General features: G+C 68.7%; 21 protein-coding genes and 2 riboswitches. Of the genes, 7 read left to right on the plus strand and 14 right to left on the minus strand.

Annotation, left to right across the window (positions count from 1 at the left end; all coding sequences use genetic code 11):
• Positions 1–33 precede the first annotated feature (33 nt).
• Positions 34–153, minus strand: a riboswitch (glycine riboswitch).
• Positions 154–252: riboswitch (glycine riboswitch) on the minus strand. It abuts the riboswitch before it with no gap.
• A 210-nt stretch (positions 253–462) separates the two neighbouring features.
• From E5S69_RS12280 to E5S69_RS12290, 3 genes are read left to right on the plus strand one after another with little or no spacing between them, the layout of a single operon-like run.
• Positions 463–2,739, plus strand: coding sequence for a TonB-dependent receptor domain-containing protein (locus tag E5S69_RS12280; RefSeq protein ID WP_171514918.1), 2,277 nt, complete (start codon positions 463–465; stop codon positions 2,737–2,739).
• A 4-nt stretch (positions 2,740–2,743) separates the two neighbouring features.
• A complete protein-coding gene (locus tag E5S69_RS12285; protein ID WP_171514919.1) occupies positions 2,744–3,994 on the plus strand; it encodes an exo-alpha-sialidase in 1,251 nt (416 codons plus the stop codon).
• Positions 3,991–4,503, plus strand: coding sequence for a TlpA family protein disulfide reductase (locus E5S69_RS12290; RefSeq protein ID WP_171514920.1), 513 nt, complete (start codon positions 3,991–3,993; stop codon positions 4,501–4,503). The genes E5S69_RS12285 and E5S69_RS12290 overlap by 4 nt, the downstream gene beginning before the upstream one ends.
• 30 nt (positions 4,504–4,533) lie before the next feature.
• Here E5S69_RS12290 and E5S69_RS12295 read toward each other — a convergent pair whose 3' ends face one another.
• The gene (locus E5S69_RS12295) at positions 4,534–5,001 is read right to left on the minus strand and encodes a DUF3597 domain-containing protein (protein ID WP_171514921.1); all 468 of its coding nucleotides are present in this window, start codon (positions 4,999–5,001) and stop codon (positions 4,534–4,536) included.
• A gap of 319 nt (positions 5,002–5,320) precedes the next feature.
• On the opposite strand from E5S69_RS12295, the gene E5S69_RS12300 reads away from it, so the two are divergent.
• On the plus strand, positions 5,321–6,412 hold the full coding sequence (locus tag E5S69_RS12300; RefSeq protein ID WP_171514922.1) for a porin: 1,092 nt from the start codon (positions 5,321–5,323) through the stop codon (positions 6,410–6,412).
• Between the two features lie 33 nt (positions 6,413–6,445).
• The gene (locus E5S69_RS12305) at positions 6,446–7,483 is read left to right on the plus strand and encodes an MBL fold metallo-hydrolase (RefSeq protein ID WP_236901300.1); all 1,038 of its coding nucleotides are present in this window, start codon (positions 6,446–6,448) and stop codon (positions 7,481–7,483) included.
• Positions 7,484–7,507: 24 nt separating this feature from the next.
• Here E5S69_RS12305 and E5S69_RS12310 read toward each other — a convergent pair whose 3' ends face one another.
• The 3 genes from E5S69_RS12310 to E5S69_RS12320 form a co-directional block, all read right to left on the minus strand.
• Entirely contained in the window at positions 7,508–8,497 is a 990-nt protein-coding gene (locus E5S69_RS12310) for a Bug family tripartite tricarboxylate transporter substrate binding protein (protein WP_171514923.1), read from the minus strand.
• Between the two features lie 68 nt (positions 8,498–8,565).
• On the minus strand, positions 8,566–9,540 hold the full coding sequence (locus E5S69_RS12315; protein ID WP_171514924.1) for a tripartite tricarboxylate transporter substrate binding protein: 975 nt from the start codon (positions 9,538–9,540) through the stop codon (positions 8,566–8,568).
• 26 nt (positions 9,541–9,566) lie between these two features.
• Positions 9,567–10,316: a GntR family transcriptional regulator gene (locus E5S69_RS12320; protein WP_171514925.1), complete on the minus strand. Its 750-nt coding sequence runs from the start codon at positions 10,314–10,316 to the stop codon at positions 9,567–9,569.
• Positions 10,317–10,418: 102 nt separating this feature from the next.
• Between E5S69_RS12320 and E5S69_RS12325 the strand changes: the two genes are divergently transcribed.
• On the plus strand, positions 10,419–11,255 hold the full coding sequence (locus E5S69_RS12325; RefSeq protein ID WP_236901301.1) for an amidohydrolase family protein: 837 nt from the start codon (positions 10,419–10,421) through the stop codon (positions 11,253–11,255).
• 40 nt (positions 11,256–11,295) lie between these two features.
• Here E5S69_RS12325 and E5S69_RS12330 read toward each other — a convergent pair whose 3' ends face one another.
• The 10 genes from E5S69_RS12330 to E5S69_RS12375 all read right to left on the minus strand — a co-directional run bounded on the left by E5S69_RS12330 (position 11,296) and on the right by E5S69_RS12375 (position 22,381).
• Positions 11,296–11,988 carry a DUF2894 domain-containing protein gene (locus E5S69_RS12330; protein ID WP_171514926.1) on the minus strand — a complete coding sequence of 231 codons (693 nt, stop codon included), beginning with the start codon at positions 11,986–11,988 and terminating at the stop codon, positions 11,296–11,298.
• A complete protein-coding gene (locus E5S69_RS12335; RefSeq protein ID WP_171514927.1) occupies positions 11,981–12,628 on the minus strand; it encodes an OmpA family protein in 648 nt (215 codons plus the stop codon). The genes E5S69_RS12330 and E5S69_RS12335 overlap by 8 nt, the downstream gene beginning before the upstream one ends.
• Positions 12,625–15,501, minus strand: coding sequence for a DUF802 domain-containing protein (locus tag E5S69_RS12340; RefSeq protein ID WP_171514928.1), 2,877 nt, complete (start codon positions 15,499–15,501; stop codon positions 12,625–12,627). The genes E5S69_RS12335 and E5S69_RS12340 overlap by 4 nt, the downstream gene beginning before the upstream one ends.
• 10 nt (positions 15,502–15,511) lie before the next feature.
• Positions 15,512–16,258: a DUF3348 domain-containing protein gene (locus E5S69_RS12345; RefSeq protein WP_171514929.1), complete on the minus strand. Its 747-nt coding sequence runs from the start codon at positions 16,256–16,258 to the stop codon at positions 15,512–15,514.
• 233 nt (positions 16,259–16,491) lie between these two features.
• On the minus strand, positions 16,492–17,346 hold the full coding sequence (locus tag E5S69_RS12350) for a phosphodiesterase (protein WP_171514930.1): 855 nt from the start codon (positions 17,344–17,346) through the stop codon (positions 16,492–16,494).
• Positions 17,343–18,401, minus strand: a complete 1,059-nt coding sequence (locus E5S69_RS12355; RefSeq protein ID WP_171514931.1) for an ABC transporter ATP-binding protein — start codon at positions 18,399–18,401, stop codon at positions 17,343–17,345. The genes E5S69_RS12350 and E5S69_RS12355 overlap by 4 nt, the downstream gene beginning before the upstream one ends.
• Positions 18,394–19,269: an ABC transporter permease gene (locus E5S69_RS12360; RefSeq protein ID WP_171514932.1), complete on the minus strand. Its 876-nt coding sequence runs from the start codon at positions 19,267–19,269 to the stop codon at positions 18,394–18,396. Before E5S69_RS12360 ends, E5S69_RS12355 begins: the two co-directional genes overlap by 8 nt.
• A 9-nt stretch (positions 19,270–19,278) precedes the next feature.
• Positions 19,279–20,097 carry an ABC transporter permease gene (locus E5S69_RS12365; protein ID WP_171514933.1) on the minus strand — a complete coding sequence of 273 codons (819 nt, stop codon included), beginning with the start codon at positions 20,095–20,097 and terminating at the stop codon, positions 19,279–19,281.
• A 115-nt stretch (positions 20,098–20,212) separates the two neighbouring features.
• Positions 20,213–21,235: an ABC transporter substrate-binding protein gene (locus E5S69_RS12370; RefSeq protein ID WP_171514934.1), complete on the minus strand. Its 1,023-nt coding sequence runs from the start codon at positions 21,233–21,235 to the stop codon at positions 20,213–20,215.
• A gap of 48 nt (positions 21,236–21,283) precedes the next feature.
• Entirely contained in the window at positions 21,284–22,381 is a 1,098-nt protein-coding gene (locus tag E5S69_RS12375) for a substrate-binding domain-containing protein (protein WP_216621320.1), read from the minus strand.
• Between E5S69_RS12375 and E5S69_RS12380 the strand changes: the two genes are divergently transcribed.
• Positions 22,341–22,700, plus strand: a complete 360-nt coding sequence (locus E5S69_RS12380; protein WP_171514936.1) for a hypothetical protein — start codon at positions 22,341–22,343, stop codon at positions 22,698–22,700. The genes E5S69_RS12375 and E5S69_RS12380 overlap by 41 nt on opposite strands.
• Positions 22,701–22,740: the final 40 nt, after the last annotated feature.

Consider the following 22,740-nt stretch of genomic DNA (forward strand, 5'->3'; position numbering starts at 1 on the left):
GAGGGTAGGAGTCCGCACGCAACATGCGTGAAGGACGCCCCCTCTGTTCTGGACCTGAGAGATTCACGACGCCTGGCCGCGAGGGCCGGGCGCGCTTGCTCCTTCGGTATGCCGGGCGGACGATGGCGTCCGGCATTCTTCAGAGTGCACTGACGGGTGATGCCGGTCCTTTTGCCTGAGAGTTTCCGGGGCGGTTGCTCCTTCGGCGCCGTGCGCGGCGGGCGCCGCGACAGTCTCTCCCTGCATCACGCTGGCGGGATGCCAGTCGGGGCAATGTAGTGACAAGGCCGTACATTGGGTATGCGGGTTAACACTTAGATTGCCGGCGGCCCGCGTCGCTATGTCGCATCGGCGCGGATCCCCCCGGTCCCATAAAATGTCAGCGCTCGCTATCGGCGAGGCGCGGGAGGCGCCTGATGCTGCGCAGGACAGCGAGCCAAGAAGAAGACAACAAGGTATCCAGTGAAGAAGAATCGCATTGCGCTGGCGGTCTCGGCAGTGCTGATGGGCCCCCCCGTGGCCGCCGCCCAGGCGCTGGAGGCGCCCGCGCCGCTACAGGAGGTGGTGGTATCGGCCAGCCCCGAACGTGGCGATACGCCGGCGATCCCGCCCAACACGCCGTCGCCGGCCTACGGCATCCGCAGTACCCGCATGGCCGACTTCAACGTGGTCAATACGGAAGACGCGCTCAAGTACGCGCCCAACCTCGCCGTGCGCAAGCGCTTTATCGGCGATATGAATTCGATCATCTCGGTGCGCAGCACCAGTTCGCGCCAGTCGGCACGCGGACTGGTCTATGCGGACGGCCTGCTGTTGTCGAACCTGCTGGGCTCGGACTTCAGCTTCCCGCCGCGCTGGTCGCTGGTCAACAGCGCCGAGATCGAGCGCATGGACGTGCTGTACGGCCCGTATTCGGCGCTGTATCCCGGCAACTCGCTGGGCGCGACGGTGCTGATCACCACGCGTACGCCGGAGAAGTTCGAGGGCGATGCCAGCGTGCAGCTGTTTACGCAGCGCTTCGGCCTCTATGGCACCCATGACAATTTCAACGGCGTGCATGCCAACGCCTATGTGGGCGACCGTGTCGGCGCGTTCTCGTGGCTGGTCAGCGTGGACCGGCAGGACAGCAAGAGCCAGCCACTGAGCTTCTATACCGCGTCGCGCTCGACGCGGCCCGCGGGTGCCGCGGACACACCGGTCTCGGGCGCCTATTTCGACCGGGACCAGAGCGGCCGTGATCGCGTCGTGATGGGCGTAAACAGCGAAGGCATCACGCACACGGTGCAGGACCAGCTCAAGCTCAAGCTCGGCTACGACATCACCAGCACGCTGCAGGCCCAGTTCACCGCCGCCTACTGGCAGCAGGACCGCTCCAATACCACCGGCAGCTACCTGCGCGATGCCAGCGGCAACGTGGTCTCGGGCGGGCCGGTGAATATCGGCGGCTACCAGTATGTGATTCCGGCCAACGCCTTCGCGCCGGGCAATGGCGAAGACGCGCGCTGGCTCTACGGGCTGTCGCTGCGCACGCGCAACCAGACCGGCTGGAACTTCTCCGGGGCGGCATCGCTGTTCGATGTCAGCAAGGACGTGAGCCGCAGCGCCGGCACCGTCGGCAATGGCCCGGGCACGGTGACCTATGGCGATGGCACCGGCTGGCGCACGCTCGACCTGAAGGCCGACTACCGCCCGCAGCGCTTGCAGGGCGGGCACTGGGTCACGTTCGGCTACCACTATGACAACTACCGGCTGAGCAACACCACCTACGACACCTCGGACTGGCGCGCGGCCACCATCACCGCGTTCAACAACGCCTTCGCCGGCAAGACCGAGACCCAGGCGCTCTATGCGCAGGACGCCTGGTACTTTGCCGAGGACTGGAAGCTGATTCCCGGCGTGCGCTACGAGCACTGGCGCGCCTATGACGGCAGCCGCAGCCAGTCCGGCGTGGCGATCGGCTATCCGGTGCGCAGCGAATCCAACTGGTCGCCCAAGCTGGCGCTGGAGAAGGCGTTCGGGCAGGACTGGCTGGGCCGGCTGTCGCTGGGCCAGGCCTATCGCTACCCGACCGTCAGCGAGCTGTTCCAAGGCCGCATCACCGGCACGGCGCTGATCAACAACGACCCCAACCTGCGGCCGGAACGATCGTTCTCGAAGGACCTGACCTTCGAGCGCACCGTGGAGGCCTCGAATTTCCGGGTCTCGCTGTACGAGGACGATATCCGCGATGCACTGGTCAGCCAGGCCAACACCACGGTATTCCCCACCGTCACCAGCTTCCAGAACGTGGACCGCGTGCGCACGCGCGGCATCGAGCTGGCCTATGACGGGCGCGACGTGCTGTTGAGCGGCTTCGACCTGTCGGCCAGCGGCGCCTACAACCATTCGAAGACGCTCGAGAACGCCAACAACCCGGCCTCGGTGGGCAAGTATTTCTACCGGATCCCGAAGTGGCGCGCCAACCTGGCCGGCACCTATCGCTTCACGCCGGCGTGGGCCGGCACGCTGGCCATGACCTATTCGGGCCGGCAGTACAATACGCTCGACAATTCTGACGTCCATCCCGACACCTTCGGCGGCACCAGTAGCTTCCTGACCTTCGACGTCAAGGTGACCTACAAGCCAGCGCGCAATGTGCGGCTCGGGCTTGGCATCGACAACCTCACCGACCAGCGCTATTACGTCTACCACCCGTACCCGGGCCGGACGTTCTACGCCGAGGCAAAACTTTCGTTCTGAGCCTGTGAACACGCTGACTCCAACCCCGCCACGCGTCCGTCCCGCCGTCCGCGTCATCCTTGCCGGGCTGGTGGCCTGCGCCGCGCTGGCGGCCGCCAGCGCAACTGCGCAGACACACGCCGGCCATGCCGGCCATGGTGGCCAGGCCGGGGCCGCGAAGATGAGCGAACTGGGCACCGGCGCCGCCTTCGACCGCGACGGCAAGCTGTGGATTGCCTACAAGGACGGTCCCCATGTCGCGGTGCGGTCGTCGACGGACTATGGCCGCAGCTTCGGTCCGGCGCGGCATGTCAACGGCACGCCGGAGCCGGTCGCCGCCGATCATGAAAGCCGCCCCAAGGTGGCCACCGGGCGCGATGGCGAGATCTACGTCACCTGGACCCAGCCGCTGCCCACGCCGTGGACCGGCTTTATCCGCTTCGCGCGCTCCACCGACGGCGGCAATACCTTTGCCGAACCGCTGACCGTGCACGCCAACCGTGACCAGATCGCGCATCGCTTCGACGCCATCGCGGTGGACCCGGCCGGCCGCGTCTTTGTCAGCTGGATCGACAAGCGCGACGTGGCTGCCGCCGAGGCGCGCAAGCAGCCATATGCCGGCGCCGCGATCTACTACGCCGTGTCGGCCGACCACGGCAAGACCTTCCAGGGCGACTACAAGATTGCCGACCAGTCGTGCGAATGCTGCCGCATCGCGCTGTCGCCCACGCCGGATGGCCGCATGCTGGCGCTGTGGCGCCATGTGTTCCCGCCCAACGTGCGCGACCACGCACTGGCGCTGCTGGGCGCCGACGGCAAGGCCACGCCGATGCAGCGCGCCACCTTCGACGACTGGCGCATCGACGCGTGCCCGCACCACGGCCCCGGTGCCGCGGTGGCGCCCGACGGCACCGTGCACATGGTGTGGTTCAGCGTGCGCGCCGGCAAGCCGACGGTGTCGGTGGGGCGCTGGCGCGACGGCAAGCTGCAATCGCAACGTCCGGTGGAGGATGCGCGCGCGCAGCATGCCGATATCGTCGCGCTGAACGACAAAGACATCGCGGTGGTGTGGAAATCGTTCGACGGCCAGCAAACGCGGCTCGCCGCCATGCTGTCGCACGACGGCGGCAACAGCTGGCAGACGCGCAAGCTGGCCGGTACGGAGCGTGACTCCGACCAGCCGCACCTGCTGCAGCACGCCGGCCGCGCCTACGTGCTATGGCGCACCGAGGCCGAGGGCTTCCAGGTATTCGCGCTCGCGCAGGAGGGCGCATGATGCGATCGCGCCGCCAACTGCTCGTCGCCGCTGCATTTTCGGCATTGGCGCTGCTGGCCGGCACGGCCAATGCCGCCGCCCAGGCCGACGACCGCGTCGCAGTGTTCGATTCCGCCAATGCCGTGCGCATCGCGGCCAGCCAAGACGGCAAGCCCTTCGTGCTGGTGGTGTGGTCGCTGGATTGCGTCTATTGCAAGCACAACTTCGACGCCCTCGGCAAGCTGCGTGCGCGCCATCCGGGGTTGCGCGTGGTCACGCTGTCGACGGACAGCGCCGAGGCCTTGCCGCAGTTGCGGCAGGTACTCCAGCGCGTCAGCCTCACGCGCCATGCGTGGGTGTTCGGACATGAGCCGCAGGAGCGGCTGCGCTACGCGGTCGACCCCGACTGGATGGGCGAGATGCCGCGCACCTACTTCTATCGTGCCGATGGCCAGCGGCAGGGCGTGTCCGGCGTGATCAGCGCAAGCGACTGGGACCGGCATCTGCGCTGGGCCGGCATCGCGGGCTGAACCGCCGCGCCGCCAGCCCGGCGCCGCATCTCAGGACAGTTCCTTGGGCAGCTTGCCGCCGTTGGCGGCGAGTTCCTGCATCAGGCGCTTGTGCAGCCAGACGTTCATCGCGGCGGAATCGTTCATGTCGCCGCTGTAGTGGAGCTCGCGCGCCAGTTCCTTGCGGTGTTCCAGGCTGCTGTCGATCCCAAGCGCCTTCATCGTATCGACGATGGACGTGCGCCAGTTCAGCGTCTGCCCACTCTCCTGCACCAGCCGGTCCATGATGGCCTCGACATCGACGCCGGACAGCGGGGCGGTTTGCGCTCCGGGGGCCGCACCCGTGGTGCCCTGGACGTTGCCGCCCGCCGGCGCAGTGCCGGTGCCGGAGGTTGGCGCGGTACCGGCCGGCGCCCCGGCGGAAGTCGGCGAGCCAGCGGCGGGGGTGCTGGCGGTGGTGGTGGCAGCAGGCTTGTGCTTGCCCAGCAGCTTGTTGAGGATGTCCTTGAAGATGCTCATGGCGGGCTCCTGAAAGGTGGATCGGGCAGCAAGCCCTTGCAGGTTCCGGGCCACCGTTGCGGCGCGTTGCCGCCGCGCGGGTAGCACGGGCCGTTTGTAAATGGTGCGTGTATCGGCACCGGCTTCCACGCTGGGGAGGCGGTATTGGCGCGTGCCGTCCTTGTCTTCGCCCGCCCTTGTTCCCGGATTGGTAGTTTCCCCACTCTGCCGGCATCGCCCACGGCGATATGATGCGCACCTGTTGGTTCAATACAGAAACAGTTGTTCAAATATGAACGCAAGGCGGGAGGCCTGTCGTGGCCGGGCAAGGAGAGATATCGTGAAATTCCGCATCGTTGCGTCCGCACTCGCCGCGGCGCTGCCATTGGCGGCGGCCGCGCAGTCGGTGACCGTCTACGGCGTCATCGATACGGGGGTGGAATACCTGAACCACGTCGGCGCGGCGGGCCAAACCCTGGTGCGCCAGCCGTCGCTGGCGGCGACCGTGCCGTCACGCTGGGGCTTGCGCGGCAGTGAGGATCTCGGCAACGGGCTCAAGAGCGTGTTCGTGCTCGAATCGGGGTTTGCCCCTGACTCGGGTGTTTCGAACCAGGGCGCGCGCCTGTTCGGGCGCCAGGCCTTCGTCGGGGTGAGCGGCCCCTGGGGGCAGGTGGGGTTCGGGCGCCAGTACACCATGCTGTTCTGGGCCAGACTGGATACCGACATCCTGACCTCCAACGTCTATGGCGTCGGCTCGATCGACAGCTATATCCCCAACACGCGCGCCGACAACGCGGTGTCGTACAAGGGCAAGTTCGGCGGGGTCACCGTCGGCGCGACGTACAGCCTGGGCCGCGATGCCGTCAATGCCGGCCCCGGACCGGCCGGCACCAACTGCGCGGGCGAGAACCCGGCGGACGCCAGGGCCTGCCGCGAGTGGTCCGCCATGCTGATGTACGAGACCGCCTGGTGGGGCGTGAGCGCGGCCTACGATTCGCTGCGCGGCGGCCCGGGCGCGTTTGGCGGCCTGACCCGCAGCAGCCTGACGGACGATCGCTTCTCGCTGGGCGGCTACATGCTGCTGCAGCGGACCAAGCTTGGCCTCGGCCTGCTGTCGCGCAACAACCAGGCGAGCGCCACGCCGCGCAGCGATCTGTGGTTCGCGGGCGCCTCGCATGACCTCACGCCCGCGTTCAACCTTGCCGGCGAACTCTATTACCTGTGGTACCGGCACAGCGCGAACCGGGCCTGGCTAGGCGCGATCCGCGGCACCTATGCGTTCTCGAAACGCACCTCGGTCTATGCCACCGCCGGCTATATCGACAATCGCGGCCAGTCGGCGCTGTCGGTCAGCGGTGGCAGCCCGGGCGGCAATCCCGCGCCCGGCGTCAACCAGGCCGGCGTCATGCTTGGCATCAAGCAGATCTTCTGAGCCGTTGCGGCCATTCTTTCAAGAGGTAGAACGATGAAACCATCCCGCTTGCTGTCGATGCTGAGCGGCATCGCCCTGATTTTCGCGTCAGCGCTCTCGGCCGCCGCGCCCGCCGCGGCGCCGGTGGCCGTCACGCCCTCGGCCGCGCCGGCCCGCGCCGCCGGTGCCGATCGCGCCGACGCTTTCCGCGTGACGCTGCTGGGCACCGGCACGCCGGTGCCGTCGCCAACCCGCGCCGGCTACAGCACGCTGGTGGAAGCCGGTGGCCAGAAGCTGGTGTTCGATTTCGGCCGCAACGTATCGGTGCGCCTGTGGGAGTTGCGGATTCCGCTGGGCAGCATCGATGCGCATTTCCTTACGCACTTCCATTCCGACCACCTGGTGGGGCTGCCGGACCTGTGGCTGACCGGCTGGCTGCGGCCGCCCTATGGCCGCCGCGACCGGCCCATGGCGCTATATGGCCCGGCGGGCACGCGCGCGCTGGCGGAGGGCCTGCGCCAGGCCTTTGCCACCGATATCGCGATCCGGCACAAGGACGAGGGCAGCGCGCTCACCGGCATCACCATCGATGCCCACGACGTGGCGCCCGGCGTCGTCTATGAAAAGGACGGGGTGCGCGTGACCGCGTTCGAGAACGACCACGGCGACAACATCCGCCCGTCGTACGGCTACCGCATCGACTATCGTGGTCGTTCGGTGGTGCTGTCGGGCGATACCCGCTTCAGTCCCGCCGTGGTGGCGCAAGCCCGGAACGCGGATGTGCTGGTGCATTGCGTCACGCTGATCCCGGATGCGCTGCTGGCGTCCAACCCGGCGTACCGCGCCATCTACGACCATCTGTCTTCGCCCGAGGATGCCGCGCGGGTGTTCCAGGCCGCTGCGCCCAGGCTGGCGGTGTTCAGCCACATCGGCCTGAACGGCGATGCCACCGTGGGGCAGATCGTCGAGCGGGTCCGCAAGACCTACGCCGGTGAACTGCTGGTTGGCGAAGACCTGACCCGCGTGGAAATCAGCCTGGATGGCCGTGCGGGGAGCTCGGGCGGCATCGCGGTGTGGCAGGAGAAGCCCTGAGCCACGGGCGGCGCGCCGATACGATCAGTCCGGCTTGATCCCGGCCCGCGCAATGATCGGCCTCCAGCGCTGCTGCTCCTGTGCGATGAAGCGCGAGAACTCCGCCGGCGTGCCGCCCACCACGATGGCCGCGTCCGCGCTCAGGCGCTCGACCGAGCTCTGGCTTTTCACCGCCTTCATGGCGGCGTCCGCCAGCTTGTCGGCGGCCGCCTGCGGCAGCGATGCCGGCGCCAGCAGGCCGTACCACTGCGTCATCTCGAAGCCGGGATAGCCTTGCTCCGCCACCGTGGGGACGTCAGGCAGCTGGGCGATGCGCTGGGTGGTGCCGGTGGCGATGCAGCGCACCTTGCCGGCCTTGATGAACTGCAGGATCGCAGGCGCGCCGACCGCGGCGGCGTCGAGCCGGCCGGACAGCAGGTCGGTGATCTGCGGGCCGCTGCCGCGGTACGGCACGTGGGTGATGAAGGTGCCGGTAGCGGCCTTCAGGTATTCAAAGGCGAGGTGGCCGGCACTGCCGTTGCCGGCCGAACCATAGTTGAGCTTGCCGGGCTTGCTCTTGGCGAGCGCGACGAATTCCTTCAGGTTCTTCGCGGGCACGTCGGGATGCACCACGTACAGGCTCGGCACCTTGGACAGCAGCGAGATCGCGCGGAAGTCCTTGACGGGGTCGTAAGGCAGCTTCGCGAAGATGAAGGGATTGACCGCCAGCGTGCCGATATGGCCGAGGATCAGCGTGTGGTTGTCGTCGGCGCGCGCGACTTCGCCCATCGCGATATTGCCGGCGGCGCCGGGCTTGTTTTCGACGAACACCGACACGCCGAGCAGCTTGGTCAGCTCCGCGGCGGTCGAGCGCGCGACGATCTCCGAACTGCCGCCCGGCGCGAACGGCACCACCAGCCGGATCGGCTTGGCGGGCCAGGCCTGGGCGCGGGCGAGGGTGGGCGCCAGTGCGTACGCGCCGAGCGCGGCGCCGGCCTTGAGCAGTTGGCGGCGAAAGGGATTGGCTGTGGTCATGCTTGTCTCCTGGAATTACGGTAGCCGGGCCGTGGCGCGGCACGGGCGATAGTGGGTAGCGGGGAGCCTTACTCGGGTTTGATGTTGCCGTCGCGGATGACCTTGGCCCAGAGCCGCGCCTGCCCGTCGATAAACTGGCGCGCTTGCGCCGGGGGTGCCGCCACCACTTCGCCGCCGAGTTCGGCCACCCGTTGCCGGATCTGCGCGCTGGTCATGATCTTCTGCAGCGCGTCGGCAAGCTTCGTGGCGATCGGCTCCGGTGTCGCGGCGGGAACGAAGGCCGCGTTCCATTCATAGACCTCGTAGCTGGCCACGCCGGCTTCCTGCATGGTCGGCACGGCCGGCAACGCCGGCGTGCGGGCCCGGCTGGTCACCGCCAGCGGCTTGAGCTTGCCGGCCTGGATGTGCTGCAGGCTCGAGGCCACGTTGGCGAAGAACAGCGGCACCTGGCCGGCGATGACATCGGTCATGGCGGGGCCACCGCCCTTGTAGGGCACGTGCAGCAGGTCGACGCCGGCGCGCTGCTCGAACAGCACGCCGGCCAGATGCTGCGCAGAGCCGTTGCCCGACGACGCAAAGGCGATCGAGCCCGGCTTCTGTTTGGCCATGGCGACGACGTCGCTGACCTTGCCCGCCGGAAAGCTGGCGGTGGCCACCAGCACGTTGGGATAGCGCGCCAGCACGCCGATCGCCCGGAAGGCCTTGTCCGGATCATAGGGCAGGCGCGGATAAAGGCTGGGGTTCACGGCATACGACGAAGCATCGATCATCAGCGTGTAGCCATCCGGCGCGGCCTTGGCGACATAGGCGGCGCCGATCTGCCCGCCGGCGCCGGGCCGGTTCTCGACCACCACGGTCTGCCCCAGCTCGCGCCCGAGAGCCGGCGCAATCAACCGTGCCATCAGGTCCGCGCCGCCACCCGGCGGGTACGTCACCACGATGGTGAGGGGACGTGCCGGCCAGGTTGTGGCGGGGTCGGCGGCCTGCGCCGGCGTGAGGGTGGCGATCATGGCCGTGGCAGCGATCGCGTGGCGTGCGTGCATGAGTCTGTCTCCGTGGGGACGGTCCGTCAGCGGACGTCAGCGGTATAGCGAAAGGCAAAGGCGTCGCCGCGCGTGAGCCGGTATTCGATGCAGTCGCCGGCCAGGTCGAAGGCGTGCCGGGTCACGACCGCGCACGGATGCGCATCGGGCAGCGCCAGCAATCCGGCCTCGTCCGCCGCCAGCGTGCGGAAGGTCACCTCGTCGACGGCGCGATGGACCGTGACGCCGCAAGCGCTGCCCAGCAGCGGGTAGAGCAGGTCGCCCCATTGCGCCCGCGGCAGCTGTTGCAGCGCTTCACAGCGCGGCAGCGGCAGCCAGATCGATTCCAGCAGCCGCGGCGTGTCGCCCAGCCAGCGGCGGCGCGAGATCGCCAGCCCGCGCGCGCCGCCCGCCAGGCCGAAGCGCGCGGCCATGGCCTGGTCCAGCCGGACCGTGCGGCACGACAAAATTTCGGAGCGCGGCACCACGGGCGCGCCATCGGACCGGCCGAAGCGGAAAAACCGCATCAGGCTGGCGCCGCTCAGTCCCTTGCGCACGAAGGTGCCCTTGCCCTGCACGCGCTCGAGCAGGCCTTGCTGGACCAGTACGGCGATGGCCTGGCGGATGGTGCCCAGCGCAATGCCGAACTCCCTGGCCAGCGCGCCTTCGGCCGGGATCACACTGCCTGGTGTCCAGGCGCCGGAAACGATCCGGGCTTGCAGTGCCGCCGCAATCTGGCCGTAGCGGCTCAGGCCCGCGGCGGCGGGAGTAGTCTGGTGCAGCGCGTTGTCTGGCATGCCGAAGCCGTGCTAAATTGATTGCCGATATCCTCTAGAGGACTAGAATACTGACGCGGGTCCGGACGCCATATCCGGATATACCCGCCCCACGGAGGGCTGATGATGAGCCGGCACGCTTTGCCGCTGGTGGATACCCACTTCCACGTGTTCGATAACGGCGGTGCCATGCCTTCGGCCCGCTACCGGCCCGCTTATGCCGCCGGGCTGGATGACTGGCGGGCCAGGCTGGGCGGCTTGGGAGATTTGTACGGGGTGGTGGTGCAAACCAGCTTTCTGGGCACCGACAACTCGACGTTGCTGGCGGCGCTGCAGGCCCGGCCGGAGCGCCTGCGCGGCGTGGCGGTGGTCGACCCCTCGGTGACCGACCCGGAGCTGGAAACATTGCAGGCCGCCGGCGTGCGTGGGATCCGCCTCAACCTGTACGGCGATCCGGACTGGCAGCGCATTGCCACCGCGCCGTGGCGCGCGCTGTTCCGCAGGATCGACGCGCTGGGCTGGCATGTCGAACTCCATACCCAGAATGGCGACGGCGGCATGGTGCTGGCGCGGCTCGACGCGGCCCTTGGCGATGCCGGCACGCCGGTGGTGCTGGATCACTTTGGCCGCCCCGGCAGCGCCGGCATCGCCGATGCCATCTTCGGGGTTGCCGCGGCCGTGCGGGCGCGCCGCCCGGTGTGGGTGAAGATCAGTGGGCCATACCGGCTACCATCACCGCAACACTGGCCCGCTATGGCGCAGGCATGGCGCGAAATCGTCGGCGACGACCGGCTGTTGTGGGGCAGCGACTGGCCCTGGACCAATCACGAGGGGCTGGTTCGGCTAGATGAGTGCCGCAGCCTTGCCGCCTGGCAAGCGCGGGATGACGCGGCGTTGTCCGCGGCGCTGCGATGGCGCAACGCCGCAGCGCTATACGGGTTTGCGGTGGAAGTACCCTAGGCGTAAGGGCGCCGGCGCTGGAGCGCCCCGGCCCATCGTGCTATTTGCGGGCCTTGCCGCGCTGGCTTTTCCTGGCGGCGGCGCGGGACGCTTCCTTCTGCGCCGCTGCCGCGGCGCCCAGCTGCTCCAGCCACGCCATGCCCTCGACATATGACAGGAAATGCCGCAAGTATTCCGGCGAGGTCTCGCGCATTAGGGACAGCGAGCGGTGCACGAGGTGATCGGTGTTGAGCGGCCCGGCGTTTTCCGGCACGCGTTGCTGCGACTGGCGGAACTGTTGCTCGACGCTGACCCGGGCCCAGGTTTCGCGGAAGTAGTCGGCGAGGGTCTCGACCAGCGGCGTGGCCGGCGGCGCGGCTTGCGCCGGTGCGGGCGAAAGCCGGCGCGCAGCGTCCGGGGCCGCCGCGATGGCCGGCCTGGCGCGGGCGCCGAGGTCATGCACCAGTGCGCCAAGAGCGCTGGCAGTTTGCGCCGGCGCCGGCCCGGGCGGCGCGTGCTGGCCCACGGCTTCGCCAGGGCTGTCCGGGTTACGCTGCACCAGGGCGCCATACGCGGCGACCAGGCCCTGCAGGCGCGCCTCCAGCAGGCGGCGTGCCGCGCCGTCGTGTCCGGCCGCACGGCGGGCCAGAGCCTGCATCAGGCGGAAGCGCACGGGGTCGGCGCAGTCCATGCCGCTGGCCTGCCAGGCGTCCAGTTGCGCGAAGACCGTGGCCACCGCGTCGAGGTCAGCCATGCGCCTTCACCGTGCCGGTGGTCACGCGCGGCACCGGCGAGATCTCCACGCGCCGGTTCTTCGCGCGGCCCGCGGCATCGGCATTCGGGGTCACGGGCTGTTGCGAGCCGAACGCGGCCGAGAACACCGACGAGGGCGGGATGCCCGCATCGATCAGCGTGCGGGTCACGGTCAGCGCGCGCTGCGCCGACAGTTCCCAGTTGTCGGCAAAGCGCCGGTTGCCCTCGCGCACCTGCTGGTCGTCGGTAAAGCCGCTGACCATCAGGATCTCGTCGCGGCTGCGGAGGTAAGCCGACAGCGGCTGCGCCAGGCTCTTGAGCAGGTCGCGGCCCTCGGGCTGCAGCTCGGCGGAATTCAATGCGAACAGCACGCTGCCGCTGATGCCGATGCGCCCGTTCACCAGCGTCACGCGGCCCGCGGCCAGCGGCCCGGCCAGCGCCTTTTCCAGCGTCTCGCGGCGCTGCGCTTCCTCTTGCCGCTGCTTCACCTCGGCTTCGAGGCGCGCCGACAGCTCCATCTGCACGCCGATGACCCCGAGCAGGACCAGCACGAACGCGCCCAGCAGCACCGACATCAGGTCGCCGAAGACCGCCCAGGCCGGCACGGTGGGCTCAACGCCGGCATCGAGTTCTTCTCTCATGCCGCCTCTGCACTGGGCGCCTGCGGAGATGTGCGCAGCTGCAGGTTTTCCAGGATCTGCTTCTGCGACAGCATGCTCAGGTCCACCACCTCGCGCGCCTGCGCCACGTAGTAGGCCAGTTGTTCGTCGCTGCGCGTCATCGACTTGTCCAGCGCGGCCTCGATGCGCTGCAGGTGGTCGATCAGCTTGCCGTTCGATTCGCTGAACAGCTGCACCGCCACACCGAAGGCCTCGCCCAGGCTGGCCACCTCGACCGCGCTGCCGGTGACCTGCGCGGCGATGTCGGTGAGCTTGCCGGTCTCGGACTCGACCTTGTCGGTAAAGCGGGTGCCGACGCGCTCGAGCAGGTCGGCGGTGGTGGCGACCAGCGTGTCGACCGCGGTGCGCTGCTCGGTGGAGGCATGGTTCACGGCGTCAAGCAGCGTGCCCAGTGTTTCCATCATGCGGCTGCGTTCTTCCAGCATGGCATGGTCGCGCGCCATGCCTTCGGTCAGCTTCTCGCGCAGTTCCGCAATGACTTCGGCGGCGGCACGCGGCGCTTCGCCCGCGGCCTGCAGCAGGCGGGAAACCTCGGCAATGGTGCCGGTGGCCTGGGTCTCGGCCTGGGCCGCCATGTCGCGCGCGGTCACGGCCAGCGTTTCGCAGATCTGCTGCTGGCGCGCGGTGGCGTGCGTGCTGGCTTGCTCCCATTCCTGGCGCAGCGACGCCGCCATGCCGCCCAGCGCTTCGGTCCAGGCCGCCAGGCGTTGCGCATCCTGCGCCACCAGCTCCGCCTGCAAGGCGGTGGCGGCCTTCGGTGCCTCGGCCGCGGCCTGGACCAGGCGGTCGATCTCGGCAAGGGTGGTGCTGGCGTGCGCCTGGGTCTCGGTCGCGATCACGCGCGCGGTCTGTGCCAGGGCGTCGCAGACTTCCTGCTGGCGGGCGGCGGCGTGCGTGCTCGACTGCTCCCACTGCTGGCGCAGCGTGGCGGCGATGCCGCCGAGGGTTTCGGTCCAGCCGGCAAAGCGCGCTTCATCGCGCTCAGCCAGTTCCGCCTGCAGCGCCACCGCGGCCTTCGGTGCTTCGGAGGCAGCCTGCACCAGGCGGTCGATCTCGGCGAGGGTGCGGCTCGCATGCGCCTGCGTCTGCGCCGAGATCTCGCGCACGTTCTGCGCCAGCGCGGCGCTGATCTCGTCCTGGCGGGCGACCGTCTGCGCGTTCAGTTGCTGCCATTCCTGGCGCAGCGTAGCGGTCATGCTGCCGAGCGTGTCGGCCCACGCGGCAAAGCGCTCGGCATCGCGCGACGCCAGTTCGGCCTGCAGCGCGACCGCGGCCTTCGGCGCTTCCGCTGCGGCCTGCACCAGGCGGTCGATCTCCGCCAGCGTGTGGCTGGCATGCGCCTGCGTCTGCGCCGAGATCTCGCGCACGTTCTGCGCCAGCGCGGCGCTGATTTCGTCGTGGCGGCTGACGGTGTGCGCGTTCAGTTGTTCCAGCTGCTGGCGCAGCGTGGCGGTCATGCCGCCGAGCGTGTCGGCCCAGGCCGACAGGCGCTGCGCGTCCTGCGCGGCCAGTTGCGCCTGCAGGCCGGCATGCGAAGCGTCCACCGTGCGTACCAGCGCCGCGGCATGCTCGCCGAACGTGGCCGCAGCGCCAGCCAGCGCTTGCTGATTGTCGCCGGCCAGTTTTTCGCCGGCCTGCTGCTGGTGCGACAGTGCCTCGCGCCACGCTTCGGCGGTGCTGGCCGCGACGGCGTCGAAGCGGCTGGCGACATTGTCCAGCAGGCTGGCCGAGCGTTGTTCGAAGGTCTGGCTAAAGCCATCGAGCGATGTGCGCAGGTCCGCCGCCAGCGCTTCGCTGGTGCGCTGGTGGCCGGCGAGCGCGCGGTTCCAGCTGTCGGCGACGCCGGCGGTAGCGTTTTCGAACCGGCTCGAGACGCCCTCCAGGTGCTGTTGCACCGCCTGCGTGACGGTGTCGCGCAGGGCCGTGGTCTCGCGTGCCAGGCCGGCCATGGTGGCGTCCACCGCGGGCTGGATCGCGGCGCCGGCGGCGCGGGCGCTGTCGGCGATGCTGTCCTTCAGCGATTGCTCGACCGATGACGCCAGGCGCGTATAGACGGCCTCGGTCTTGCCGTGGAAGGTGTCCTGGCTGGCCGCCAGCCGTTCCGCCAGGGCCGCGTTCTGTTGCGCCATGGCTTGCATCATGGCCTGCATCTGCTCGGCCAGCGCCGGCATCACGTCGGCCTGGCGCTGCAGCAGCCGCAGGGCTTCGTCGCGCTGGTGGCTGCGGGAATAGCTGCGCAGCGTGGTGGCGATGCGGCCATCGAGCGCCTGAGCGGCCTGGATACGCTCGCGCCGGCACAGTGCGGACAGCAGCCCCAGCATGGCCGAGGTGGCCACGCCCGCAACCGAGGTGCCAAAGGCAAAGCCCAGTCCCTTGACCGGCGCCGCCAGCGAAGCGCGGATCGCCTGCAGGTCGGTGGCGCCTTCCAGCGCGATGCCGGTGCCACGCAGGGTGGCCACCATGCCGAGGAACGTGCCCAGCATGCCCAGCAGCACCAGCAAGCCGACCAGGTAGGGCGTCAGCGCAGGGCCGGGCAGGCCGACACGCTCGCCTTCGATGCGCAGCCGCACGCTGTCGCGCAGGCTCGGATGCAGGCGTTCCAGCCAGCCGCCGAGGCTGGCCGGCGCTTCGGCCAGGCTGGCCAGCGCCTGGGCCAGCGTGGCGGTGGCCTGGCGGTAGCGCTGCAGTTCCAGCGCGCCCGCGAGGTAGAAGCCGCCGATCAGCAAGGTGACGACCAGCGCGAGGAAATTGGTGCCGGCATAGCCCGCGCCAATCCAGCAGACGACAGCCAGGCCCGCGAGAAACGCAACAATATGGGTGAGGTATCGGGTCATGATGTCTGGGTTAGCTGTCTTGCAGCGCCGCCAGCAAGCCTTCCACAGGCTGCCAGCGGATTTCGAGTTCGGCGAGCAGCACGCTCTGCATATCCTTGCGGAACACGCCCAGCCATGCGCCGGGGCGGACCGCCACGGGTGTTCCTGCCGCCTGTGCCTGGTCCTCCAGCGCGGCGGCTTCGGCCTGGCGCAGGCGCTGGAAGTGCGGCTCCAGGAGATTCGGCACCGCCCCCAGCAAGCTTTGCTCGCGCGTGCCGAGCACGCGCTCCATCACCGCGTCGACCATGGCCAGCTTGGCCATGGCCGGCGTGCGCGCCGACAGCGCGGCGCGCAAGCTTGCGCGCAGGCTGCCGATGCTGGCCTCCATGGTCTGCTGCAGCGTCAGGTAACGCTGGCGATGGACCGCGTAGTCGACCTGCGCATCGACCGGGTCGGGCAGCGCCGACGGGCGCGACGGGCCGCGCCTGCGGCCGCCTGGCGCCGTGTCTTCGGCAATGGCGCCGACCAGCCGGGCCCGCACGCGCGCGCATTCCTGCGCTTCAGCGGTGGCGCCAGAGGCATGTGCGACTGCCGGTACCGCGGGCGGCCCGGCTTTCAACGCGGCCGACAGGGCGATGGCATCCGGCCAGCCCAGCCATTGGCTCAGCTGGCCGGAAAGCGACATTACAGGAGGTGGGACGTCGGCGTCGGTCAGGCGCGCCAGCAGCCGGACTAGCGCCGGACCGCTGAAACCTGTGCGCCGGGGCTCTTGGGACATACCGCCGGGTTTAAAAAGCCAGCAGTTTACACGCCTCGGCGAGGGAGGCGGCAGTATCCGGGAGCACGCGAGCGCCGGCATCGGATGCCGCCGCCGGGGGAGCGGTGCGGTTCAGCCAATCCCGCTCTGCACGATTCCTGAACTTGCCACGGGCATGAACAGCGCGGCATAGCCCTTCAGTGCTTCAGGCCGCCGGCTTCACCGGGAACCCAGGGCCAGCCAGACAATTACCGCTAGTCGATCAGCTTGCCCTGCGCATCAAAGAACGGATGCGCTGCCCCATAGTCGCCGATTGCTGCCGCATGTGTCACCAGTCCGTGCGCGGGATGCCACCAGTGCAGCAGGTAGCCCGGTGGCTCCATGCGAAATCGCGAGGGAGCATGCCGGTCCAGGTCCAGCGCCACCTGGTGCGCCGGACCGGGCGCTGTCATCGCGACCGTGCCGCCGAAGCGGCGCGTGATGTGCCGATGCAGATGGCCGCACAGCACGCGTTCCACTTGCGGGTGGCGGCGCACTACGGCTTCAAGCGCGTCGGCGTTGGCCAGGCCCTGCGCGTCCATGTGGCCGATGCCGGTAAAGAACGGCGGATGGTGCAGCAACAGCAGGGCGGGGCGGTCCGGGTCGGCAGACAGCGCGGCTTCCAGCCAGGGCAGTGCGGCGGGATCGACGCGCCCGCCGGGCTGGCCGGGCACGGTGCAGTCGAACGCCACCAGCCGCAGCGGGCCCGCCTCGATGCTGTAATGCACAGGGTCTTCGCCGCTGCCGGTGGCGAACAGGTAATCGTGATCGGCAAAGACCCGGCGCAGCGCGCCGCGGCTGTCGTGGTTTCCCGGCAGCAGCCGCACGGGCATGGGCAGCCGCTGCAGGATCTGGCGCAGGAACTGGTATTCGCTCTCAGCGCCGAAGTCGACCAGGTCGCCGGTGACGATCACCGCGTCGGGTTGTTGCGGGGCAGCCAGCAGGGTGTCGATGCAGCGGTGCAGCGCGCCGGCGGTGTCGACCAGCCGGTACGACAGCCTGCCGCCAGCCTTGATGTGGAGGTCGGTGATGTGGGCGACCAGGTAGGTCGGGCAAGGGGCGCTGTTCATGCTGCCACGGCTTCGGGAAGGGTGATGAGATGGCCGGTGTCGATGCGCAGGCCGACGCGGTCTCCGGCGCGCCAGTCGTCGCGGCGCGTGGTGTCGACGATGAGCGGCGCGGATGCGCCGACTTCCACCAGCAGACGCGTGCAGTTGCCAAGGAAAAGGGCGGTGACCACGCTACCGTGCAGATGCGCGTCGTCCGCAGGCACCAGCGCCACATCCTCGGGGCGGAACATCAGGTCGGCGCGCGGCACCGGCGCGGACTCTTGCGCCCGCGGCACGACGCCGCCAGGCACGCGCCAGGCGCCGTCCGCTGCAGCGGCGGGCAGGCGGTTCATGGTGCCGATGAAATCCGCCACGAAGGCATTGGCCGGCGCGCGGTAGATTTCTTGCGGCGTGCCCGTCTGCGCGATGCGACCCTTGTCCATCACGATAATGCGGTCGCCCAGCGCCATGGCCTCGGCCTGGTCATGCGTGACATAGACGGCGGTGATGCCCAGGCTGCGCAGCAACTGGTTGATGTCGGCGCGCAGGGCGTCGCGCAGCTTGGCGTCGAGCGCGGTCAGCGGCTCGTCCAGCAGCAGCACGCGTGGCTGCACGGCAATGGCGCGGGCGAGCGCCACGCGCTGGCGCTGGCCGCCCGAGAGCTGGTCCACGCGGCGGTCGGCGAAGGGGGCGAGATGCATCATCGCGAGCATGTCGTCGACCCGCCGGCGGCGCGTGGCGGCGTCCACGCGCCGCACGCGCAGCCCGTAGCCGATGTTCTCGGAGACGGTCATGTTGGGGAACAGCGCGTAACTCTGGAATACCATGCCCACGCCGCGCTGCTCGATCGGCAGCGCGGTCACACAGGTATCGCCGAACCAGACCTCGCCGCCCGCATCGGGATACTCCAGCCCGGCGATGACGCGCAGTGTGGTGGTCTTGCCACAGCCGGACGGGCCAAGCAGCACCACGGTTTCCGCGGCGCCGATGTCGAGATCCAGCGGCTGCAGCGCCGGGGTGCCGTCGGCAAACGTCTTGCCGCAATGGCGCAGCGTGATGGTGGTGGGTTCATGCATGACGGGTCTCGGAATGAGGGTTGGCCGGCGCGGTGGCAACGGCGGGCGCGTGCGCTGCTTCGGCAACGTACTTGCGGGAGCGCGCGCCCAGCGCGCTGAGCGCCTGCATCAGCACCAGCAGCGGAATGATCATGACGAAGAAGATGATGGTGTAGGCCGAACCGATCTCCAGCCGCATCGAGGCATAGCTGTCGGCCAGGCCCACCGGCAACGTCTGCGTGGTGGGCGTGTGCAACATCCATGTCAGGTTGAATTCGCCCACCGACAACGTGACGACCATGAGCGCGCCGGCCAGGATGCCCTGGCGGCAGTTGGGCAGCACCACGGTAAAAAAGCGCTGCAGGCGGCTGGCGCCAAGGCTGGCGGCGGCGTCTTCGAGCGTACGAATATCGATGGCGGAAAGGATGGCTAGTACCGAGCGCACCATGAAGGGCAGGGTGAACAGCACGTGGCCGATCAGGATAAACAGCCAGCTCGTACGCAGGGCCTGCCAGGTGCCGTAGAGCAGGATCAGGCCAAGCGCGGTCGCGAGGCCGGGAACGGCCACCGGCAGCATCAGCAGTTCCTCGATCAGCCGGGTGATGCGGTTGCGCCGCAGCGCCATGTAATACGCGGCCGGCACCCCCAGCACCAGCGTGCAGGCAAGGCAGGCCAGGGCGATCAGCAGCGACAGGAAGATGGTATTGCGATAGAGCGACCAGACTTCCGCGAGCCAGCGCGTGGTCAGGCCGCTTTCCAGGCCGACGAAGATATTGTTGGTCAGGCCAGCCAGCACGGAGAGCACGACCGGCACGGTCATGAAGGCGCAGACCGCCAGCGTGAGCGCCAGTTGCAGCCAGTAGCCGGCGCGGCGATGGATCGGGGTCATGGGTTGCTCCTACGCGGTTGCGGCCACGGCGTCGCCAGAGAACCAGCGAGCGACCGCCAGCAAGGCCCAGGTGACGGTGCCCAGCAGGATGGATAGCGCCGCGGCCATGCCGAAGTTGGCGTAGTTGGTGAACTCGTTGTAGATGGTGAGCGGCAGCACGTCGAGCTGCGTGGCCAGCGTGAAGGCGGTACCGAACGCCCCCATGCTGGTGGCGAAGCAGATCGCGCCGCTGGAGATCATGGCCGGCATCAGCGCGGGCAGCATCACGTCGCGCGTCACGCGCCAGGGGCTGGCGCCCAGCGAGCGCGCGGCTTCTTCCAGCGAGGCATCGAGCTTCTCCACGGCCGCCATCACGGTCAGGATCACGCGGGGGATCGAAAAGTACAGATAGCCGACGAACAGCCCGGCCAGGCCGTAGGCAAAAGTCCAGCGCTCGCCGGCGAGCTTGTCGCCGACCATGGCCAGCAGGCCGTTGCGGCCGCCGAGCATGATGACCATGAAGCCGATCACCACGCCGGGAAACGCCAGCGGAAAGGTCAGCATGGCCACCAGCACGGACTTGCCAGGCACTGCGTTGCGCTGCAGGAAGGTGCCGGATATGCCGGCGATCACGAGCGTGGCCAGTGTCACGGCGGCCGACAGCAGCACGGTGACCATCAGGCTGTGCAGGTAGCGCGGACTGGAGACCACGGTCCAGTACACGGCCGCCCCTTGCTCGCCGTTGATGCTGACCGCCAGGAGCCGCGCCATCGGCAGGCAGAAGAAGGCCAGGAAGACCACCAGTGCCGGCAAGGCGAACAGGAAGAGGGAGGGAGATCGGTTTGTCATGGCAGTGCCGGCGTGATGTGGCGGTGGGCGATGGTGTGCACGGCTTGGTGAGGCCGCCCAGGTTGTCTCCCTGTTTACGGGTAGACAACCTTCAGGCGGGAGACACCATGGCCGGTCAGCGCACCTCCTTCAGATACTGCTCGCTGAACGCCTTCTGCACGTCGGCCATCTTGCCGAAGTCCACCGCCTTGGCCCGTGCGTATTCGGTGGCCGGCAGGAAGCGCGCCTGGACTTCCTTGGGCACCACGCCGGCGCGCACCGGGCGCAGGTAGGCGTTGGCCCACAGCGCCTGGCCGGCGTCGGACAGCACGAAGTCGAGCACCTTGCGGCCTTCGGCCTCATGCGGCGCCTTGTTGACCAGGCTCATCACATAGGGAACGACCACCGAACCCTCCCTGGGAATCACGAAGGCTACGTTGGCGTGATCCTTGTAGCGGGCGCGATAGGCATTGAAGTCGTAGTCGAGCAGGATGGGAATTTCACCGGACAGCACGCGCGCGTAAGCCGTCTGCTTGGGCACGATCGGCTGGTTCTTCTGCAGGTCCTTGAAATACTTGAAGGCCGGCCCGAAGTTGTCGAGCGTGCCGCCCATGGCCTGGTTGACCGCCACCGCGCCCACGTAGCCGACGAAGGCGCTGGCCGGGTCGAGATAGCCGACCAGGCCCTTGTACTCGGGCTTGAGCAGGTCGGCCCATGACTGCGGCACCGGCTTGCCGCGCAGCGCGTCGACATTGACCATGAAGCCCAGCGTGCCGGAATGGATGGCGAACCAGTTGCCCTGCGGGTCCTTCAGGCCCTCGGGAATGTCGTTCCAATGGGCGGGCTTGTAGGCGGCGGTCACGCCGTCCTTTTTCGCCTGGATGCCGAAGGTCACGCCGTAGTAGACCACGTCGGCCACCGGGCTGGCTTTCTCGGCAACCAGCTGCGCCAGGGACTGGCCGGAGTTCTTGTTGTCCAGCGGCACGTGAACGCCGGTCTTTTCCTTGATAGCGCGGATCTGTGCCGCCCAGTCGGCCCATTCGGGCGGGCAGTTATAGCAGATCGCGGTCTGGGCGCCCACACCCTGGCTGAACGCGGCGGCGCCTAGCGCCAGGGCAATCCAGCGCAGCGGGCGGCGCCAGGACGGGGTAGGTTGCATGAGAGGCTCCTTGATTAAGGACAGGGGGAATGCAGCATGCATAAGCGGCTATGTTTTCGGCCGAGCTGACACAGTGCCGTTGATGCGCAGGGCATGCGGCAGCAGCGTGACGCGCGGCAGCGCCACCGACGCTCTCCCGCCATCGTTCAGCCGCGCCAGCAGCCGGCTGACGGCGCTGGCGCCGATCTCCGAATTGGGCTGCACGACGGTGGCCAACGGCGGCTCGACCACGTTCCCCAGCGCGGTACCGTCATAGCCCAGCACTGAGATGTCGCGCGGCACGCTCAGGCCGAGGCGCCTGAGGTCGGAGATCACGCCGATGGCCAGCAGGTCATTGGTGCAAAAGAGGGCGGTGGGCGCATCGTGCGCCCGGACCAGCGCGCGGATCTGATCGGCATTGCTGGCGGTGTGCGATGGCAGGCAGACTGGCGCGGCCGGCGTCAGCCCATGCGCGCGCATGGCGTCCTGATAGCCGGCGAAGCGCTGGCGCGCACGGTCCGAGGCGACGAAAGCGCCCGACACCACGGCGATGCGGCAATGCCCGGCGGCGATCAGCGCCTCCACGCCTGCGCAGGCGCTGGCCCGGTTGTCCACCGATACCGAATGACGCCGGCTGCGCGGTCCGGCCTGGTTGTACGCGAGCACGTAGGGCACGCCCTCGCCGTCGAGCTGATCCAGAACCGTGCTGCGCGCCGCGTCGGCCACGGTCAGCACCATGCCGTCCACGCGATGGCGCAGCAGGTACTCCACACGCTCGCGTTCGCGGGCCGGATCGTAGCCGCTGGTGACAAGCATCAGCGAATACCCGCCCGCCAGCGCAGCTTCCTCGATGCCGTGCCAGCATTCGGCGAACACGGCGTTCTCCAGCGTCGGCAGCATCACGCCGATCATGCGGGTCTGCTGGGCGCGCAGCTTGCTGCCCAGCAGGTTGGGGCGAAAGCTCAGCCGGCGCGCGGCCTCGTGCACACGCTGCGCCGTGCTGTCGCGCACCAGATGCGGGCTGCCAAACACACGCGATGCGGTGGCGAGCGACACGCGTGCGGCTTGCGCGACGTCGATCAGGGTGGCGCCACCTGTTGTATCGGATCTGCCTTCGGCTGTATCTTTGCGACTCACGCTCGCGGCTCCGGATGAAAACGTTTTCATTGAAGACGGAAAAAAGCGGGCGTCAAGGCATTCCATCGCTGCGCTGCCGCAAAAGCCGGCTGGCAGAGGGGCGCCTGCGCCCTGTCTGGACGGCATTCTGGGTGGCCTGGATGACATGAAGATGACATCGAGGGTGCGCCGGAGCTTGGCCGCGTGGTGTTCGTCACGGCCGAGGTCGGGCGACTGGCTCGAATCGCCGGTGGAGGTCATCAAGGCGGGCTCGCGGCTGGCGTTCGCGAAGGCGCTGATCAGCGCTGGCGGCAAGCCGGTGGCCAGTTCCAGTGCGGTGTTTCTGGTGGTGGGGGCGCAGCAGGACTGATTGCCTGCAGGGATGATTTTGCTCAGATCACCCGAGCAAT

It is taken from the genome of Cupriavidus necator, from assembly GCF_013141915.1.
In the GTDB taxonomy this organism is placed as follows: Bacteria; Pseudomonadota; Gammaproteobacteria; order Burkholderiales; family Burkholderiaceae; genus Cupriavidus; species Cupriavidus necator_B.

Bases quoted from the DNA above. Each gene is read 5' to 3' on its own strand.
- E5S69_RS12290 (WP_171514920.1), top strand. From the start codon at position 3,991: ATGATGCGATCGCGCCGCCAACTGCTCGTCGCCGCTGCATTTTCGGCA.
- E5S69_RS12295 (WP_171514921.1), bottom strand. From the start codon at position 5,001: ATGAGCATCTTCAAGGACATCCTCAACAAGCTGCTGGGCAAGCACAAG.
- E5S69_RS12305 (WP_236901300.1), top strand. From the start codon at position 6,446: ATGAAACCATCCCGCTTGCTGTCGATGCTGAGCGGCATCGCCCTGATT.
- E5S69_RS12310 (WP_171514923.1), bottom strand. From the start codon at position 8,497: ATGACCACAGCCAATCCCTTTCGCCGCCAACTGCTCAAGGCCGGCGCC.
- E5S69_RS12315 (WP_171514924.1), bottom strand. From the start codon at position 9,540: ATGCACGCACGCCACGCGATCGCTGCCACGGCCATGATCGCCACCCTC.
- E5S69_RS12320 (WP_171514925.1), bottom strand. From the start codon at position 10,316: ATGCCAGACAACGCGCTGCACCAGACTACTCCCGCCGCCGCGGGCCTG.
- E5S69_RS12325 (WP_236901301.1), top strand. From the start codon at position 10,419: ATGATGAGCCGGCACGCTTTGCCGCTGGTGGATACCCACTTCCACGTG.
- E5S69_RS12330 (WP_171514926.1), bottom strand. From the start codon at position 11,988: ATGGCTGACCTCGACGCGGTGGCCACGGTCTTCGCGCAACTGGACGCC.
- E5S69_RS12335 (WP_171514927.1), bottom strand. From the start codon at position 12,628: ATGAGAGAAGAACTCGATGCCGGCGTTGAGCCCACCGTGCCGGCCTGG.
- E5S69_RS12340 (WP_171514928.1), bottom strand. From the start codon at position 15,501: ATGACCCGATACCTCACCCATATTGTTGCGTTTCTCGCGGGCCTGGCT.
- E5S69_RS12345 (WP_171514929.1), bottom strand. From the start codon at position 16,258: ATGTCCCAAGAGCCCCGGCGCACAGGTTTCAGCGGTCCGGCGCTAGTC.
- E5S69_RS12350 (WP_171514930.1), bottom strand. From the start codon at position 17,346: ATGAACAGCGCCCCTTGCCCGACCTACCTGGTCGCCCACATCACCGAC.
- E5S69_RS12355 (WP_171514931.1), bottom strand. From the start codon at position 18,401: ATGCATGAACCCACCACCATCACGCTGCGCCATTGCGGCAAGACGTTT.
- E5S69_RS12360 (WP_171514932.1), bottom strand. From the start codon at position 19,269: ATGACCCCGATCCATCGCCGCGCCGGCTACTGGCTGCAACTGGCGCTC.
- E5S69_RS12365 (WP_171514933.1), bottom strand. From the start codon at position 20,097: ATGACAAACCGATCTCCCTCCCTCTTCCTGTTCGCCTTGCCGGCACTG.
- E5S69_RS12370 (WP_171514934.1), bottom strand. From the start codon at position 21,235: ATGCAACCTACCCCGTCCTGGCGCCGCCCGCTGCGCTGGATTGCCCTG.
- E5S69_RS12375 (WP_216621320.1), bottom strand. From the start codon at position 22,381: ATGAAAACGTTTTCATCCGGAGCCGCGAGCGTGAGTCGCAAAGATACA.